The sequence below is a fragment of the Paraburkholderia sp. SSBN10T genome, from assembly GCF_056619545.1.
Window position 1 is genome coordinate 64,397 of record NZ_JBWQQI010000021.1, and the last position, 17,409, is coordinate 81,805.

General features: G+C 65.7%; 16 protein-coding genes. 9 read left to right on the forward strand and 7 right to left on the reverse strand.

The window, feature by feature from the left end; genetic code table 11:
* The first annotated feature begins 16 nt into the window (after positions 1–16).
* The 9 genes from kdpB to AC1ECK_RS27685 all read left to right on the forward strand — a co-directional run bounded on the left by kdpB (position 17) and on the right by AC1ECK_RS27685 (position 11,668).
* Positions 17–2,101 carry a potassium-transporting ATPase subunit KdpB gene (gene kdpB, locus AC1ECK_RS27645; protein ID WP_480324862.1) on the forward strand — a complete coding sequence of 695 codons (2,085 nt, stop codon included), beginning with the start codon at positions 17–19 and terminating at the stop codon, positions 2,099–2,101.
* A gap of 51 nt (positions 2,102–2,152) precedes the next feature.
* Entirely contained in the window at positions 2,153–2,731 is a 579-nt protein-coding gene (gene kdpC / locus AC1ECK_RS27650; RefSeq protein ID WP_480324984.1) for a potassium-transporting ATPase subunit KdpC, read from the forward strand.
* Positions 2,732–2,934: 203 nt separating this feature from the next.
* Positions 2,935–5,925: a DUF4118 domain-containing protein gene (locus AC1ECK_RS27655; protein ID WP_480324864.1), complete on the forward strand. Its 2,991-nt coding sequence runs from the start codon at positions 2,935–2,937 to the stop codon at positions 5,923–5,925.
* The gene (kdpE, locus tag AC1ECK_RS27660; RefSeq protein WP_480324866.1) at positions 5,918–6,616 is read left to right on the forward strand and encodes a two-component system response regulator KdpE; all 699 of its coding nucleotides are present in this window, start codon (positions 5,918–5,920) and stop codon (positions 6,614–6,616) included. The genes AC1ECK_RS27655 and kdpE overlap by 8 nt, the downstream gene beginning before the upstream one ends.
* A gap of 96 nt (positions 6,617–6,712) precedes the next feature.
* The gene (gene sugE / locus AC1ECK_RS27665) at positions 6,713–7,033 is read left to right on the forward strand and encodes a quaternary ammonium compound efflux SMR transporter SugE (protein WP_074301897.1); all 321 of its coding nucleotides are present in this window, start codon (positions 6,713–6,715) and stop codon (positions 7,031–7,033) included.
* A 189-nt stretch (positions 7,034–7,222) separates the two neighbouring features.
* Entirely contained in the window at positions 7,223–7,834 is a 612-nt protein-coding gene (locus AC1ECK_RS27670) for a DUF4126 domain-containing protein (protein ID WP_480324868.1), read from the forward strand.
* Between the two features lie 32 nt (positions 7,835–7,866).
* Positions 7,867–10,425 (forward strand): ABC transporter permease, encoded by a 2,559-nt coding sequence (locus tag AC1ECK_RS27675; protein WP_480324986.1) that lies wholly within the window; start codon positions 7,867–7,869, stop codon positions 10,423–10,425.
* A 103-nt stretch (positions 10,426–10,528) separates the two neighbouring features.
* On the forward strand, positions 10,529–10,939 hold the full coding sequence (locus AC1ECK_RS27680; protein WP_480324870.1) for a group II truncated hemoglobin: 411 nt from the start codon (positions 10,529–10,531) through the stop codon (positions 10,937–10,939).
* A gap of 66 nt (positions 10,940–11,005) precedes the next feature.
* Positions 11,006–11,668, forward strand: coding sequence for a DUF924 family protein (locus AC1ECK_RS27685; protein ID WP_480324872.1), 663 nt, complete (start codon positions 11,006–11,008; stop codon positions 11,666–11,668).
* Between the two features lie 79 nt (positions 11,669–11,747).
* Here the strand turns inward: AC1ECK_RS27685 and AC1ECK_RS27690 are convergent, their stop codons facing one another.
* The 7 genes from AC1ECK_RS27690 to AC1ECK_RS27720 form a co-directional block, all read right to left on the reverse strand.
* Positions 11,748–12,494 carry an SDR family oxidoreductase gene (locus AC1ECK_RS27690; RefSeq protein WP_480324874.1) on the reverse strand — a complete coding sequence of 249 codons (747 nt, stop codon included), beginning with the start codon at positions 12,492–12,494 and terminating at the stop codon, positions 11,748–11,750.
* 75 nt (positions 12,495–12,569) lie between these two features.
* Positions 12,570–13,154 (reverse strand): LOG family protein, encoded by a 585-nt coding sequence (locus tag AC1ECK_RS27695; protein ID WP_480324876.1) that lies wholly within the window; start codon positions 13,152–13,154, stop codon positions 12,570–12,572.
* Between the two features lie 2 nt (positions 13,155–13,156).
* A complete protein-coding gene (locus AC1ECK_RS27700; protein WP_137954512.1) occupies positions 13,157–13,882 on the reverse strand; it encodes a TetR/AcrR family transcriptional regulator in 726 nt (241 codons plus the stop codon).
* Positions 13,883–14,069: 187 nt separating this feature from the next.
* Positions 14,070–14,732, reverse strand: a complete 663-nt coding sequence (locus AC1ECK_RS27705; RefSeq protein WP_480324878.1) for a diacylglycerol kinase — start codon at positions 14,730–14,732, stop codon at positions 14,070–14,072.
* 20 nt (positions 14,733–14,752) lie between these two features.
* Complete coding sequence (locus AC1ECK_RS27710; protein ID WP_480324880.1) at positions 14,753–15,784, reverse strand: glycosyltransferase family 4 protein; 1,032 nt, start codon at positions 15,782–15,784, stop codon at positions 14,753–14,755.
* A gap of 51 nt (positions 15,785–15,835) precedes the next feature.
* Positions 15,836–16,780, reverse strand: coding sequence for a UDP-2,3-diacylglucosamine diphosphatase (locus AC1ECK_RS27715; RefSeq protein ID WP_480324882.1), 945 nt, complete (start codon positions 16,778–16,780; stop codon positions 15,836–15,838).
* Positions 16,781–16,858: 78 nt separating this feature from the next.
* A complete protein-coding gene (locus tag AC1ECK_RS27720; RefSeq protein WP_480324884.1) occupies positions 16,859–17,389 on the reverse strand; it encodes an RDD family protein in 531 nt (176 codons plus the stop codon).
* Between the last annotated feature and the right edge of the window lie 20 nt (positions 17,390–17,409).

A 17,409-nucleotide genomic window follows, 5' to 3' on the forward strand; every position in this document is an offset into this window, starting at 1 on the left:
GAAAAACGAGGATTCAATGACTGAACATAATGCAACGCGGTCCATGTTCGATCCGGCGCTAGTGCGTCCGGCGATCGTGGACTCATTCAAGAAACTCACACCACGCACGCAGTTCCGTAACCCGGTGATGTTCTGCGTGTACGTCGGCAGCATCCTCACGACGATCCTGTGGATCGCCGCGCTGGGCGGCCAGGCCGAAGCGCCTGCGGGGTTCATCCTCGCGGTCACGCTGTGGCTGTGGTTCACCGTGCTGTTCGCCAACTTCGCGGAAGCGCTCGCTGAAGGCCGCTCCAAGGCCCAGGCTGCGTCGCTGCGCAGTGCGAAGAAAGACGTGATGGCCAAGAAGCTCAACGAGCCGCATCCGAAGGCGCCGATCCGCATCATGACGGCGACCGATCTGCGCAAGGGCGACGTCGTGCTGGTCGAGACCGGCGACGTGATCCCGGCCGACGGCGAAGTGATCGACGGCGTCGCGTCGGTGGACGAGTCGGCCATCACCGGCGAATCCGCACCGGTGATCCGCGAATCGGGTGGCGACTTTTCTTCGGTGACCGGCGGCACGCGCGTGCTGTCGGACTGGATCGTGGTGCGCGTGACGGCCAATCCGGGCGAAGCGTTCCTCGACCGCATGATTGCGATGGTCGAAGGCGCGAAGCGTCAGAAGACGCCGAACGAAATCGCGCTGACGATCCTGCTGGTTGCGCTGACGATCGTGATGCTGCTCGCTACCGCGACGCTGCTGCCGTTCTCGATCTTCTCCGTCGAAGCGGCCAAGGCCGGTCACGTGGTGACGATCACCGCGCTGGTGGCGCTGCTGGTGTGCCTGATTCCGACCACCATCGGCGGCCTGCTGTCGGCCATCGGCGTGGCGGGGATGAGCCGCATGATGCAGGCCAACGTAATTGCGACCTCGGGCCGCGCAGTGGAAGCGGCCGGCGACGTCGACGTGCTGCTGCTCGACAAGACCGGCACGATCACGCTCGGTAACCGCCAGGCTTCGATGTTCGTGCCGGCGCCGGGCGTGACCGAAGAAATGCTCGCCGATGCCGCGCAACTGTCGTCGCTGTCGGACGAAACGCCGGAAGGCCGCAGTATCGTGGTGCTCGCCAAGCAGCGCTTCAACATCCGTGCTCGCGACATGGCTTCGCTGCACGCAGTCTTCCTCGCCTTCACCGCCCAAACGCGGATGAGTGGCGTGGACCTTCCGGGCCGCGAGATCCGCAAGGGCGCCGCCGATGCGGTCAAGCACTACGTCGAAGCGAACGGTGGCCGCTATCCGGCGGAAGTGAACAACGCCGTCACCGAAGTGGCGCGTCGCGGCAGCACACCGCTGGTGGTAGCCGAGAAGGGCGAGCAGGGCGCACGCGTGCTTGGCGTGATCGAACTGAAGGACATCGTCAAGGGCGGCATCAAGGAACGTTTCGCAGAACTGCGCAAGATGGGCATCAAGACCATCATGGTGACCGGCGACAACCGCCTCACGGCAGCCGCGATTGCAGCGGAAGCCGGCGTGGACGACTTCCTCGCGGAAGCCACCCCGGAAGCCAAGCTGACGACGATCCGCGGCCACCAGGCCGAAGGCCGTCTGGTGGCGATGACCGGTGACGGCACCAACGACGCACCGGCGCTGGCGCAAGCCGACGTGGCCGTGGCGATGAACACCGGCACGCAGGCGGCGAAGGAAGCCGGCAACATGGTCGACCTCGATTCGAACCCGACCAAGCTGATCGAGATCGTCGAGATCGGCAAGCAGATGCTGATGACGCGCGGCTCGCTCACGACCTTCTCGATCGCCAACGACGTCGCCAAGTACTTCGCGATCATTCCGGCTGCGTTCGCTACGACGTATCCGGCCCTGAACGCGCTGAACGTGATGCATCTGGCGACGCCGGCCTCGGCGATCATGTCGGCGGTGATCTTCAACGCACTGATCATCGTGCTGCTGATTCCGCTGGCCCTGAAGGGCGTGAAGTACCGGCCGCTCGGCGCCTCGATCCTGCTGCGCCGCAATCTGCTGGTGTATGGCCTCGGCGGGATCATCGTGCCGTTTATCGGCATCAAGCTGATCGACATGGTGCTGGCCGCGTTCGGCTGGGTTTAACAGGCTGCGTCCGGCAGCGTTGCCTGCCGGACGCGTCTAAAAGGATTGCCAATCATGAAACTTTTTCGTCCGCTTATCGTGATCTTTGCCGTACTGGCAGCCATCACAGGACTCGCTTATCCGGCCGTGATAACGGCCGTCGGCCAGACCGCGTTCCACGATCAGGCCAACGGCAGCATCATCGAACAGAACGGCAAGGCGGTCGGCTCGAAGCTGATCGGCCAGCAGTTCGACGCGCCGCAGTACTTCTGGGGTCGTTTGTCGGCCACCAGCCCGAATCCGTACAACGCCGCGAACTCGGGCGGCTCGAACCTCGGGCCGACCAACCCGGCACTGGCCGATGAAATCAAAGGCCGTATCGATGCGTTGAAGGCGGCGGGTACCGACATGTCGAAGCCGGTGCCGGTCGACCTCGTGACCTCGTCGGCTAGCGGCCTCGATCCGGAGATCACCCCGGCTGCGGCGGCTTACCAGGTCGAACGCGTGGCCAAGGCGCGCAAGATGTCGCCGAATGATGTGCAGGCGCTGGTCGACCGCTACACGAGCGGTCGTCAGTTCGGCGTGTTCGGTGAAGCACGCGTCAACGTGTTGCAACTGAATCTCACACTCGACGCCGCGCATCAAGGCTAGGCGAGTGAGGGAGGGCAAGGACGGCGCCCGGGGTGGCGCCGTCCTTGCCATTTGTGACGCGGTGTTGCGCGGGCCACCGTTTGCGGTGACCGCCATCGCGGTGGCTGCCATTTGCGGCGCAGCCGCTACCGTGCCACCATGTACCAGATGCAGTCTCGTGGTCCCACTGAGGCTGACATCGAACAGAATCTTAACCACAACGCATGAATCGACCCGATCCAGACGAGTTGCTCGACAAGCTGCAACGCGACGAAGAAAAACGCCAGCGCGGCAAGCTGAAGATATTCTTCGGTGCGTCGGCCGGAGTGGGCAAGACGTACGCGATGCTGCAGGCCGCCAGGCGGCGCAGCGACGAAGGCGTGGATGTGGTGGTCGGGATTGCCGAGACACACGGCCGCAGCGAAACCGCGGCGCTGCTCGAAGGTCTCGATGTGCTGCCGCTCGCGCATTTCGAATACCGTGGCCGCAAGCTTGCCGAGTTCGATCTCGACGCCGCCTTGGCCCGCAAGCCGCAACTGATCCTCGTCGACGAACTCGCGCATTCGAACGTGCAGGGCGCACGCCATCTGAAGCGCTGGCAGGACGTCTACGAGCTGCTCGATGCGGGCATCGACGTCTACACCACAGTCAACGTCCAGCACCTCGAGAGCCTCAACGACGTGGTCGGGCAGATCACCGGCATCCGCGTGTGGGAGACCGTGCCTGACCGCGTGTTCGATCGCGCCGACGAAGTCACGCTGGTCGACTTGCCGGCCGAGGAACTGCTCGATCGCATGCGCGACGGCAAGGTCTACATGGCGCAGCAGGCCGAGCGCGCGGTACGCAACTTCTTTCGCAAGGGCAACCTGATCGCGCTGCGCGAGCTGGCGTTGCGCCGCACCGCCGACCGCGTCGATGCGCAGATGCGCGAGTACCGCGCCGACCGTTCGATCCAGCGCATCTGGCAGGCGCGCGAGCGCTTGCTGGTCTGCATCGGGCCGGGTCCGGAAGCGCCGATCCTGGTGCGTGCGGCGGCACGTCTTGCCGCCAGCCTGAAAGCCGACTGGCTCGCGGTGTATGTCGAAACGCCGAAGCTGCAACGCCTGCCCGACGCGCGCCGCGAGCGCACGCTGAATGCCTTGCGGCTCGCGGCCGAACTCGGTGCGGAAACGGCTACGCTGGCGGGCGCCGACGCCGTCGCGGCGCTGATCGGCTACGCCCGGGTGCGCAACGTCTCGAAGCTGGTGGCGGGCGCTTCGTCCCGCACCGGCCTCGCGCGCCTGCTGCGCCGCCCGCTCGGCGACCGCATCGCCGAACGCGCGGGCGACCTCGATCTGACCTTGATTCGCGCGACCTCGGAGCGCGACGGCCTCGAGCGCCGCACCACCCGCGACGAAGGCGCGAACGCCTGGCGCGAGGCGCTGACCGCGGCGCGCGAACGCCGCTCGCCGCCGGGCGCATACGGCTGGGCGCTGACCATCTGCCTGGGCATCACGGTGGTGGCCAGCCAGTTGTTCGCCCATATCGATCTGACCAACCTGGTGATGCTGTACCTGCTCGGGGTGATTTTCACCGCCGTGAAGCTGGGGCGCGGACCGGGGGTGGTGCAGTCGTTTGTGAGCGTGGCGGCCTTCGATTACTTCTTCGTGCCGCCGCGCATGTCGTTCTCGGTGTCGGACACGCAGTATCTGTTGACCTTCTTCAGCATGCTGCTCACCTCGCTCGTGATCAGCCATCTGACCTCAAGCCTGCGCCGCGAGGCGAGCGTGGCGCGGCGCCGCGAGCAGCGCACCGGCGCGATGTATGCGATGGCGCGCGAACTGGCCGCGGCGTTGACGATGGAACAGATCGTCGGTATCGGCAGCCGTCATGTGAGCGAGGTGTTCGGCGCGCGCGTGGCGATCCTGCTGCCGGATAGCGCGGATCAGGTGAAGCAGAAGATCGAGGACCCGGACGCGGCGATCACGCTGGAAGGCGAAGCGCTCGATATCGACGTGGGCCAATGGGTCTACGACCAGCAGAAGCCGGCCGGCCATGGTACCGACACGCTGCCTGCCGCCGCGGCGCTGTATCTGCCGCTGAAGGCGCCGATGCGCACGCGCGGCGTGCTGGCGGTGGTGATGCGCGACAAGCACGAACTCGACGTGCCGGAGCAGCAGCGCATGCTCGACGCGTTTGCCGCCCAGATTGCGCTTGCCGTGGAGCGGGTGCACTACGTCGACATCGCGCGCGACGCACTCGTCAACATGGAGTCGGAGCGCTTGCGCAATTCGCTGCTGTCGGCGATTTCGCATGACCTGCGCACGCCGCTCACGACGATTGTGGGCTTCTCGTCGATGCTCGCGCAGAGCCGCGAAGGCCAGGCGGTCAAGCAGCCCGGCGACGATCTCGTCGAGGCGATCCACGAAGAGGCGCTGCGCATGACCGGCATCGTCACCAACCTGCTCGACATGGCGCGCCTGCAGGCCGGCGGCCTGCAACTGAACCGCCAGTGGTCGCTGCTCGAGGAGACGGTGGGCGCCGCGCTGCGCGCCTGCCGGCGGGTGCTTGCCCAGCATCCGGTGCAGGTGAAACTGTCGCCTGACTTGCCGCTGCTGCAACTCGACGCGGTGCTGATGGAGCGGCTCTTCTCGAACCTGTTCGAGAACGCGGCCAAGTACACGCCGGCCGATACGCCGCTCACGATCGGTGCGGAGGTGATCGAGGAGGACGGCAAGCCGTTCGTGCGTGTCACCGTCGACGATACCGGTCCGGGGCTGCCGGTCGGCATGGAAGCGCGGGTGTTCGAGAAATTTACCCGGGGCGAGAAAGAGTCGGCCAAGCCGGGTATCGGTTTGGGCCTCGCGATTTGCCGCGCCATTGTCGAAGCGCATGGCGGTACCATTGGCGCACTGAACCGGATGACGCGCGACGGCCATGTCGAGGGCGCGCGCTTCTGGTTCGACCTGCCGGTGGAAACCCCGCCGCCCGCGCCTGAAGTGCTGGAAGACGAGTCCGAGATCGATGATGCAGACGAGATGCTGCCGCATGGTCCGCATGAAGCGCGTGCAGTTGCTGCTCCCGTCGCCGCGCAGGATGAACCGGCTGGCGCGGCGGTGCCCGGCTTGATCCCTGAGACGTCGCCCGAATTGTCACCTAAGCTGGCGCCTGAGTCGTCACTTGATTCGACACCCGAGTTGTCCCCTAAGCAGACTTCGAAGCCCATCCATGAGTGACCCGAGCATCACCGTCGTCCTGATCGAAGACGAAAAACAGATTCGCCGTTTCGTGCGTGCCTCGCTGGAAGGCGAGGGCATCGTCGTCCACGACGCCGAGACCGGCAAGCAGGGGCTCGTCGAAGCCGCCACCCGCAAACCCGATCTCGTGATCGTCGATCTGGGCTTGCCCGACACCGACGGACTCGACGTGATCCGCGAACTGCGCGGCTGGAGCGATCTGCCGGTCATCGTGCTGTCGGCGCGTACCCAGGAGACCGAGAAGGTGGCCGCGCTCGACGCCGGCGCCGACGACTACCTGACCAAGCCGTTCGGCGTCTCGGAATTGATGGCGCGGATTCGCGCCCACATGCGCCGCCGCAACCAGGGTGGCGCCAACGAATCGCCGCAGGTGCATTTCGGCGCGGTGACGGTCGACCTGGCGCTGCGCCAGGTGAGCCGCGAGGGCGCGCCGGTCCATCTGACGCCGATCGAGTACCGGCTGCTCGCCACCCTCGTGCGGCATGCGGGCCGCGTGCTGACACACCGCCAGTTGCTGCGCGACGTGTGGGGACCGTCGCATGTGGAAAGTCACCACTACCTGCGCATCTACATGGCGCATTTGCGGCAGAAGCTGGAACGCGATCCGGCGCAGCCGGAGCATATCGTGACCGAAACGGGGGTTGGATACCGGCTGGTCGGGGCGTCCTGAGCACCGCCTTATCTTGATATAATTACAGAACGTAAGGACGACCTTACGCATTCGCATCGAACGGGGACGGCCCCATCTAACCCATGGAGTCGTCTCATGTCCTGGATTCTTCTGCTGATTGCCGGTTTGCTCGAAGTCGCGTGGGCCGCCGGTCTCAAAACTTCCGAAGGCTTTACCCGTCTGTGGCCGTCCGTGTTCACCGTGGTGACCGCGCTCGGCAGCTTCGTGCTGCTCGCCATGGCGATGCGCCAGTTGCCGCTCGGCACCGCCTACGCCGTCTGGACCGGGATCGGCGCAGTGGGCGCGTTTATTTTTGGCATCGTCATAATGGGTGAAGCGTTGACGGCGGCGCGGGTGGCGAGCGCGGCGCTGATCGTGGTCGGCCTGATCGGACTGAAACTTTCTTCCGGCCACTGACGTCATTGGCGTATTAGAGCCTCAAATTGCAGTCTGCTCTGCGGTCTGCGAATTAACGTGGCTATAATCAAGTCAATCTCAATTTGAACTTGTCCCGCGTCCGGCTTGGCGCGGGTCTGGCGGCTTCGGCGCAGGGGCGTGCTCCGAAGGTCGAAGCGCGCGGCACGCGCAGCGCGCCTGGAGGCGGCCATGCTTGAACCACTTTCGCTTGCAGCGGGCCTGTCCTGGGGCAGCGGCCTGCGCCTCTATCTCACGGTCCTGGTCGCCGGCGTGTTTGCGCGACTCGGCCTGATCCACTTGCCCGATACCTTGTCCGTGCTCGCTTCGCCGTGGGTGATCGGGGTCGCCGGCGCGCTGACCGTGACCGAATTTCTGGCCGACAAGATTCCTGCGTTCGATTCGCTGTGGGACGCCATCCATACCTTTATCCGTATTCCCGCCGGCGCCGTGCTGGCCGCCGGTGCGCTCGGCCATGCCGATCCGGCGCTCCTGACCGTGGCCGCGCTCGCAGGCGGCACGCTGGCCGGCACCGCGCATCTGGCCAAGGCCGGCACGCGTGCACTGATCAATCTGTCGCCTGAACCGGTGTCGAATGTGGTCACCTCGACGGCCGAGGATGGACTCGTGTTCGGCGGCCTGCTGCTGGCGCTCTTCGTGCCCGTGCTGTTCCTGCTGCTGCTGGTCGGCTTTCTCGTGCTCGCGAGCTGGGCGCTGCCGCGTCTGTGGCGCGGCGTGCAGGGCGGCTTTCGGGGCATGGCGACGCACATGGTCTCGCGTCTCGTCAGGAGCCGGCACGATTGAGCGATCAGGTAAGGGTTTCGTCGGCGCCGGCAATGCCGGTTGGGCGGGTTGCGCCGAAGCGGCGTTTTAGCTGGGCCGATCTGTTCCGTCAGGCGGCGCGCATGGCCGGGCGCGACTGGCGCGCCGGCGAACTGACGATGCTGCTGCTCGCGCTGGTGCTGGCGGTGGCCGCTCTTTCGAGCGTCGGTTTCCTCGCCGACCGCCTGCATCAGGGGCTCGAACGGGATGCCCGGCGTATGATCGGCGCCGATTTCATCGTGCGCGCCGATCACCCCGTCGATCCGCAATTCAGCGCCGAAGCCAAAGCGCTCGGTCTGCAAATGGCGACCACCGCCATCTTCCCCAGCATGATCAGCAGCACCAGCGCGCAGCCGGTCTCGCGGCTGGCTGCGCTCAAGGCGGTGTCGCCGGCGTATCCGCTGCGCGGGGCGTTGCGCATCACGACGGCGCCCGGCGCACCCGATCATCCGGCCCAGGGCATTCCCGCACCCGGCACGGTCTGGGTGGACCAGGCGCTGCTCGATGCGCTGAAAGTGCATGTCGGCGATAGCGTGAAGGTCGGCAACCGCGCGTTCACGGTCGGTGCGATCATCACGCGCGAACTGGATCGAGGCTTCGGTTTCGTCAATTTCTCGCCGCGTCTGATGCTGCGTGAAGACGAAGTCGCTTCGACCGGCCTGATCGTGTTCGGCAGCCGCGTCACCTACCGGCTGCTGGTGGCCGGTCCCCGCGCGCCGGTCGAGAAGTTCGCCGCCTTCGCGCACGCCCGCGTCGACGACGGCAAGATGCGCGGCGTCGCGCTCGAATCGCTGAAGGACGGCCAGCCGCAGGTGCGCGAGACGCTCGACCGGGCCGGACATTTCCTGACGCTCGTCTCGCTGCTGACGGCGATGCTGGCGGCCGTCGCGATTGCGATGGCGGCCCACCGCTACATGCGACGCCATCTGGACGGCTGTGCGGCGATGCGCTGTCTGGGCGTCAGCCAGCGCACGCTGCGTTCGCTGTTCCTGCTGGAGTTCGTTGGCCTGGGTCTGATTGGCGGAGCGCTCGGCGTGCTGCTCGGCTATGCCGGCCATCTGGCCTTGCTGAGCTGGCTCGGCAACCTGATCGACGTGGTGCTGCCGTACCCCACGGTGTGGCCCGCGCTCGAAGGCATCGCGGCCGGACTGGTGCTGCTGCTGGGTTTCGCCTTGCCGCCGCTGTTGCCGTTGACGCGCGTGCCGCCGGTCCGTGTGCTGCGCCGCGAGTGGGGCGACGAAGCGCGCACGGCCTGGGCCGCGTACGCTCTTGGGATCGTGCTGTTCGCGGGGCTTCTGATCGTGGCAGCCGGCGAACTGAAACTGGGCGGAATCGTGGCCGGCGGCTTTGCCGGCGGGATGCTGGTGTTCGCCGCGCTCGCCCGGGTCGCGCTGTGGGGCGGCTCGCGCATCGTGCGCAGCGAGCGCTTCAATCTGGGCATTGGCTGGCGTTACGCGTTGGCTTCGCTCGAGCGGCGCAGCAGCGCGAGCGCGCTGCAGATCACCGCGCTCGGGATCGGCCTGATGTGCCTGTTGCTGATCGCGATGACCCGCAACGATCTGGTGGACGGCTGGCGTAAATCGACGCCGCCCGATGCGCCGAACCAGTTCATCATCGACATCCAGCCTGATCAGCGCGCGGGCGTCACGCAGTACCTGACGACCCACGGCGTGCCGGACGTCGCGCTCGCGCCGATGGTGCGCGCCCGCCTGCTCTCCATCAACGGCAAGCCCGTCAATCCCGACCAGTACAAGAGCGACGACGCGAAGCGCCTTGTCGACCGCGAATTCAACCTGTCTTATACGACGAGCCTGCCCGATGACAACCGCATCGTGGCGGGCGACTGGTACGGCGATACGAAGACGCCGCAGATCTCGATCGAGGAAGGTCTCGCCAAACTGGTTCATGTGAAGCCCGGCGACACGCTGCGCTTCGACGTGACCGGCTTGCAGATCGACGCGCCCGTGACCAGCGTGCGCAAGCTCGACTGGGGTTCGTTCAAGGTCAACTTTTTCGTGCTGATGCCGCCCGCCGCGCTGCAGGATTTCCCGGCCAGCTTCATCACGAGTTTTCACCTGCCGCCGCAGAAGAGCACGACCATCGACGGCTTGATCGCCGCCTATCCGAACCTCACCGTGATCGACGTCGGCCCGATTCTCGCGCAGATGCAGCGCATGCTCGAGCAGGTGATCGGCGCGGTGCAGTTCCTGTTTGCCTTCACGCTCGCAGCCGGCGTGCTGGTGCTGTACGCGGCTCTCGCCGGCACGCGTGACGAGCGTATGCGAGAATCCGCGCTGCTGCGCGCGCTCGGCGCCTCGCACCAGCAAGTGCGCGCCGTGCAGGTGGCGGAGTTCGTTGCGGTGGGGGCGCTGGCTGGGCTGATGGCCGCGGTGGGTGCGCAGGTGATCGGCTGGCAACTGGCCACCCGGGTGTTTTTCTTCTACCTGAACTTCGACCCATGGCTGCTGCCGGCCGGCATCGCGGCAGGGATTGCTTGCGCGGGGGTGGGCGGCTGGCTGAGCTTGCGTCACGTGCTGGCGCGGCCCGCGCTGCAGTCGCTGCGCGACGCCTGAGCAGCACGTTCGCGGCCCATGAGCGGGGCACATCAGCGGCGCTACAGCCGGAACGTCACTGCGTTCCTTCTTTTGATTCCTTTTGCAGATTGCAGTTAATCGTATGACCGATCCGATCGACGAAGCGCCGGCCCAACCGACGGCCTTCGAACTGGTGGGCGGCGAGGCGCGCGTGCGCGAACTCATCGACCGTTTTTATGACCTGATGGACCTTGAGCCTGAATTCGCGGGCATTCGCGCCCTGCATCCGCCGAGCCTCGAGGGTTCGCGCGACAAATTCTTCTGGTTTCTGTGCGGCTGGTTAGGCGGGCCGGATCACTACATCAGCCGCTTCGGCCACCCGAGGCTGCGCGCGCGGCACCTGCCGTTTCCGATTGCGTCGAGCGAGCGCGACCAGTGGCTGCGCTGCATGGCGTGGGCGATGGAAGACGTGGGACTTTCGGAGCCGCTGCGCGAACGCCTGCTGCACTCGTTCTTCGAAACGGCTGACTGGATGCGCAACCGGCCGGATTGACGGGAAGAGTGCTGCCGTCGCAATGACTTTTTGCAGCAGACCGGAAGCGAGAATGGGGCTTGAACGATGAAGACGCGTGCACCGGGTAGCGACGATGCAGGTTCATCCGATCCCGTAACCTACGACGCGGCAACGGACTACGCCGCACTCGACGCGCCCGCCCGAGCGGTGCTCGACTGCTGGTTCGGCGCGCCCGGTTCCGCAACCTATGGGCAGGACAGAAAGGCATGGTTCAAGCGCGATGCCGCGTTCGACGCCATGTTGCGCGAGCGCTTCGGCGCGCTGCACGCGGCGGCGGTGCAGGGCGCTTTGGACACGTGGACTTGCACACCGCTGGGTGCACTGGCGCTCGTCATCGTGCTCGACCAGTTCTCGCGCAATCTCTATCGCGGCGCTGCACGCGCGTTTGCGGCCGACGCGCATGCCTTGAGGATCGCCAGGCAAATGATCGCAAGCGGCGCGGATCTTTTGCTGCCCGACCTGTTTCATCGTGCCTTCGCGTATCTGCCGTTCGAACACGATGAAACGCCGGCTAGCCAGCACGACTCGCTGCGTTTGTTCAAACCGTTCGAAGCCGAGCCGGCGGGTGCGAGCTATTACCGCTCGGCGCTCAGGCATGCGGCGGTGATCGAGCGCTTCGGGCGATTTCCACATCGCAACGCGTTGCTCGGGCGGCCCTCCACTGAGGAAGAGTGCGCGTTTCTGAGCAAGCCGGGTTCGACGTTCTGAACGGCGGCCGTGCCGCGCCGTCATGCCGGTCCAGATCCTCCCGTCAGCGCGTGTCCCGTTATAGGCTCCGCGCCACCGCCTACCGGCCGCCGCTCACGTCGAGAAGCGCGCCGTTCACGTACGAGGCAGCATCGCTCAGCAGCCAGACGACGGTCTCGGCGACTTCCTCGGCACTGCCTGGGCGGCCCAGCGGCGTTTGCGAGCCGAGCACCGCCGCACGGTCGGGACGGCCGCCGCTCGCGTGAATCTCGGTGTCGATCAGACCCGGCCGCACCGCGTTGACCCGCACGCCTTGCGGGCCGAGTTCCTTGGCAAGACCGATGGTCAGGGTATCGATGGCGCCTTTCGAGCCCGCGTAGTCGACATATTCGTTCGGCGAGCCGAGGCGCGACGCCGCCGACGACAGATTGACGATCGCGCCGCCTTCGCCGCCCCGGTCTTTCGACATGCGCCGCGCGGCTTCACGGGCACACAGATAGGCGCCCAGCACGTTGACGTCGAACAGGCGCTTCAGGCGTGCGGCGTCCATCTCGGCGAGCGGCATGGACGGGGCGACGATGCCGGCGTTGTTCACCAGCGCGTCGAGCCGCCCGAAGGCGTGCTCCACGGCGTCGAACATGGCGATCACGTCCGCTTCCTGCGCCACGTCGCCCTGGATCACGCGGGCATGCCCGCCGGCGCGTCCCACTTCGGCGGCGGTTTCCTGCGCAGCGGCTTCGTTGTGCGCATAGTTCACGCCGACCGACCAGCCGCGTGCGCCCAGCAAACGCGCCGTCGCGCGGCCGATGCCGCGGCTTGCGCCCGTAATCAGAACGACTTTTGTCATGGTTGCCTTCTGTCGTGTAACCGGTTGCTCAGCGCGGCGCAGCGCCGTACCTTGCAGGGCGATCCTGGGCGATGCTCAATTCGCGTCGCGGTTATCGGCCCATTTGTCTTTCGGCGGCGGCCGATAGGCCCGCAATCTGGCGATCAGGCCTGCCGGGTCGGCATCGATCTGCAGGATGTCGAAGTAGGTCCGGCGCATGAAGCCTTCCTGCACCGTATGTTCGAGCATGGAGATCAGCGGATCGAAGTAGCCGTCGATATTGAGGAGCGCCACCGGTTTCTGGTGATAGCCGAGTTGCGCCCACGTGTAGGCCTCGAACAGCTCTTCGAGCGTGCCGGCGCCGCCGGGCATCGCGACGAACGCGTCCGAGAGGTCCGCCATCATTTTCTTGCGCTGGTGCATGTCGGGCACCACATGCAATTCGGTCAAGCCGTTGTGGCCGACTTCCTTGTTGACGAGCAACTCGGGAATCACGCCGATCGCACGGCCGCCCGCGGCCATCACCTCGTCGGCGATCACGCCCATCAGGCCGACCCTGCCGCCGCCGTAGACGAGCGCCAGACCGGCCTCGACGAGCGCACGGCCGAAGCCGCGCGCGGCTTCCGCGTAGAGCGGTTTGGCCCCGTCGGAGGAGCCGCAGTACACGCACACCGACTTCATGTTCAGACGTCCTTCGGTTCGTTGCGCGGCGCCGCGCCTTCCTTGGGCGGCAGGTAGTCGTAGAACTCGCGCTTGGGCAGCTTGCCCGAAATGAGGTCGTCGAAGATCTGCCGCGAACGGCCGCGCAGGTACGGCGCCATCAGCGAAACGATCTGTACGCTGACCTGATGCAGTTCGGCGCGGATCGCTTCCTGTTCGTTGTACTTGCGCGGATTCATCACGAACTGGTACGACAGCCAGTACGTGCCGATCACGCCGACATTGGTCGCAATCACGTGCAGCTCGTCGGGCGTCGCCACCATTTCGCCGTCTGCGACCAACTGGTCGCAGAACTGGCTCGCGAAGCGCACCTTGTGGCTGATGATCTGCTTGAAGTGCGTCTCCAGCGTGCGGTTACGCGCCAGCAGATCGTTCAGGTCGCGGTACAGGAAACGGTAGCGCCACGTGAAATCGACCATGTACTGCAGGTAGGACCACATCTCGTCGATCGTCGCGCGGTGATCGTCCGGAAAGCGCAGACGTTTTTCGATCTCCTGCTCGAACTGGCTGAAGATGCTGTTGATGATGTCGTCTTTGTTGCGGAAGTGGTAGTACAGGTTGCCCGGACTGATTTCCATTTCCTCGGCGATCGTCGTCGTCGTGACGTTCGGCTCGCCGATCTCGTTGAAAAGCTTCAACGACAGTTCGAGAATCCGTTCGCGGGTGCGGCGGGGAGGTTTGGCTTCCATGTCGTCCGGCCCTGAGATAGCGCCGGGTTGGCCGCGCGACTGCGTGGTCCACCCTGACGCGGTTGGTATGTAAGTGTATCGGTCGATTATAAACCGACCGTTCTCATACCCAGGCCGAACTCAGGGTTTTCACGCCGTGACGGTTCGCACGTGCCTTCTTGCCTGGACTATCAGCCTGCTGCCGGTGCTACAGCCACGCTTTGATCCAATGCACCACAAGAGGGCCGACAATCAGCGCCCACGTCATCACGCACATGCCGAGCGCCACCATCACGGCTGCGCTGCCGAGGTCCTTGGCGCGCCGCGACAACTCGTGCCGCTCGAGCGAGATGCGGTCGATCGCGGCTTCGACGCTCGAATTTAACAGTTCGACGATCAGCACCAGCAGGACCGAGCCGAGCAGCAGCACGCGTCCCGCCGGATCGACCGGCACGATCAGGCCACACGGCACGAGGATGGCCGCGAGCGTCAGCTCCTGGCGGAACGCGCTTTCCTCGCGGATCGCCACCTGAAAGCCCGCCAGCGAATTTTTCATCGCATGCCACGCGCGCGTGATGCCGCGATTGCCCTTATAGGGATTGAACGGCAGCGGTGCGAGGGGATCGTCGGGGCCGAGCGGCTCGTGGGCGTCGTGATGGTGAGCCGGGTCTGTGTGGTTAGCAGCCGAGGCCGGGGAGGTGTCGTGCGACAGCGGGCGGGCACGCCGCACGCTGTCGAACGTACCGTCCGCCGCGGGCGGCGCGCCGTGTTCGTGCACGTCGTCGAACGGATCGATGCCGGTCGCTTCGGTGTCGACGGAACGCAGCGCGCGGTGCGGCGTGCGCCGGACGCTGGAGGCTCTTGCTCGCATGGGCGGCTTGGCGGGGCGGGTCACGCGGCCGCACTCTCCTCGCTGAACGAGGGCCGCGGCAGCGGCTTCAGATGGTTGGCAAACTGCTCGGAAGCGGCCTTCCACGAGAAGCGCTCGGCCCATGCGCGCGCATGGGCGCGGTCGATCTTCAGCGCTTCGAGGCAGGCTTCGCGCAGGTCTTCGTTCATCGCGCCGGCGCCGCCGTCGCCCAGCACGTCGATCGGGCCGGTGACCGGATACGCCGCAACCGGCGTGCCGCAGGCGAGCGCTTCGAGCAGCACGAGGCCGAAGGTGTCGGTGCGGCTCGGGAACACGAACACGTCAGCGGCGGCGTACACCTTGGCGAGTTCGGCCTGGGTCAGCACGCCCAGATAGTTCGCCTGCGGATAGCGCGACTTCAGCTCGGCCAGCGCCGGGCCTTCGCCGGCGACCCATTTCGAACCGGGCAGATCGAGCTTGAGGAACGCTTCGACGTTCTTTTCCACCGCCACGCGCCCGACGTACAGGAAGATCGGGCGTGCCGTGTTGAGTACCTTGGAATCCATCTGGTGGAAGATCTCGAGGTCGACACCGCGCGTCCACAGCACCACATTCGTGAAGCCGAATTTTTCGAGGTCGGCCTTGACGACCGGCGTCGGCGCCATCACCGCCAGCGATGCCTTGTGGAACCAGTGCAGAAACTTGTAGGTGGCGGAGAGCGGAATGCCGAAGCGCGCCTGCACGTATTCCGGAAAGCGCGTGTGGTAGGCCGTCGTGAACGGCAGCTTGTGCTGGATCGCATAGGCGCGCGCAGCCATGCCGAGCGGGCCTTCGGTGGCGATGTGCAGCGCGTCCGGTGCGAATGCATCGATGCGCTCGCGCAGCTTGCGCTTCGGGAACAGCGAAAGGCGGATCTCGGGGTAGGTCGGGCAGGGGATCGTCTTGAATTCGAGCGGCGTCAACAGGTCGACGCGGTGGCCAAGCGCGGTGAGTTCGCGGGTCGTGTTCTTCAGCGTGCGTACCACGCCGTTGACCTGCGGCTCCCATGCATCGGTGACGATCATGATCTTCATCGGTTTTGGCCCAATAGAAGTTAAGAGAGGACTGCGGGTGCTACATGGCCCCTACGCGGTCGCCCGGGCCTTTTGCGGCCGGACTTCGGGCGCGCGCATCACGGTCCAGTAGATCACCTTGAGCTCACCTTCGAAGGTTTCGACGAGCGCCGACAGGCTTTCGACCCAGTCGCCGTCGTTGCAATAGAGTACGCCGTCGATGTCGCGAATCTCGGCTTTGTGGATATGGCCGCAGACCACGCCGTCGCAACCGCGGCGGCGCGCTTCGTCGGTCATCACGCGTTCGAACGAGGAGATGAAGTTCACCGCATTCTTCACCTGGTGCTTGAGGTACTGCGACAGCGACCAGTACTGAAAGCCGAGGCGGCTGCGGATGCGGTTGAACCAGCGGTTCAGCACGAGGATCAGCGTGTAGAGCGTGTCGCCGAGATAGGCGAGCCATTTGGCGTGCTGGATCACGCCGTCGAACAGGTCGCCGTGCACGATCCACAGGCGCTTGCCGGCCAGCGTGGTGTGGAACGCCTCGCCGCGCACGTGGATGTCGCCGAAGGCGAGATCGCAGAACTGGCGCGCCGCTTCGTCGTGGTTGCCCGGGATGTAGACCACCTGGGTGCCCTTGCGGGCCTTGCGCAGGATCTTCTGCACGACGTCGTTGTGAGCCTGCGGCCAGTACCAGCCTTTCTTCAATTGCCAGCCGTCGATGATGTCGCCGACCAGGTACAGATATTCCGAGTCGTTGTGGCGCAGAAAGTCGAGCAGATACGAAGCCTGGCAGCCGCTCGAACCCAGATGGATGTCCGACAGCCAGATCGTCCGGTAGCGGTGCGGTTCCTCGTGATCGTCGTCGTGACGGCCGGGTTGCGGGTCCGAGGAGAGCGGCGGCAGCGGGAGCGGCAGGCCGGCGCCGAAAGAGGCGGAATCCGGCCGGAAAGCGACGGGGTCGACGCTCGGGCCAGTCTGGCGGAACAAGGAAGTCGCGGACGTGTTGGGGTCCATGGCTCACGCGTCGAGTTGCAGTGCCCGTATTGCGCCATCCGCACATGACTGTGCCGTGACAGTCACGAGAAGTTCTTATTACGCGGAAGGGGCGCTGACGGCGACGATGCGTGTGCCGGCGAGCCGGTCATGCAGAAACTGGCGGCTGGCGCCGAGCCGGCCAGTAGCGGCCCACAGCACGAACCATACGGCCGCCAGCGCGAGCGTGTACGGCAGCGACAGGCCGAAAAGGGGATGCAGCGCCAGTGGCGGCAGGAACCATAGCCAGGCCAGCAGGTAGCGCAGGATCGCCCGCGGCGCGGAGAGCGGCGAGCCGTCTGCGGCGACGACCCGCAGCCGCCAGGTTTTCATCGGCAAGGTCTGGCCACTGTGGGTCCAAAACCACACAAAGTACAGGCCGACCACGAAACCGATCCAGCCGGCCAGCAGATTGTGATGCGTCAGACCGTTGCGTTGCTGCGTGAGCGTGCTGAAAAGATATCCGGCGAGGAACACCACGCCGAACAGGATCACGGCTTCGTAGAGCATCGTCGCGAGCCGGCGGCGCACCGAAGGCGTGGCGGGCAGCGCGGGGGCGGGCGACGTGGGTGGGGTGAGCGAAGGCGGCACGGTGGGCGCGGAGGGCACGA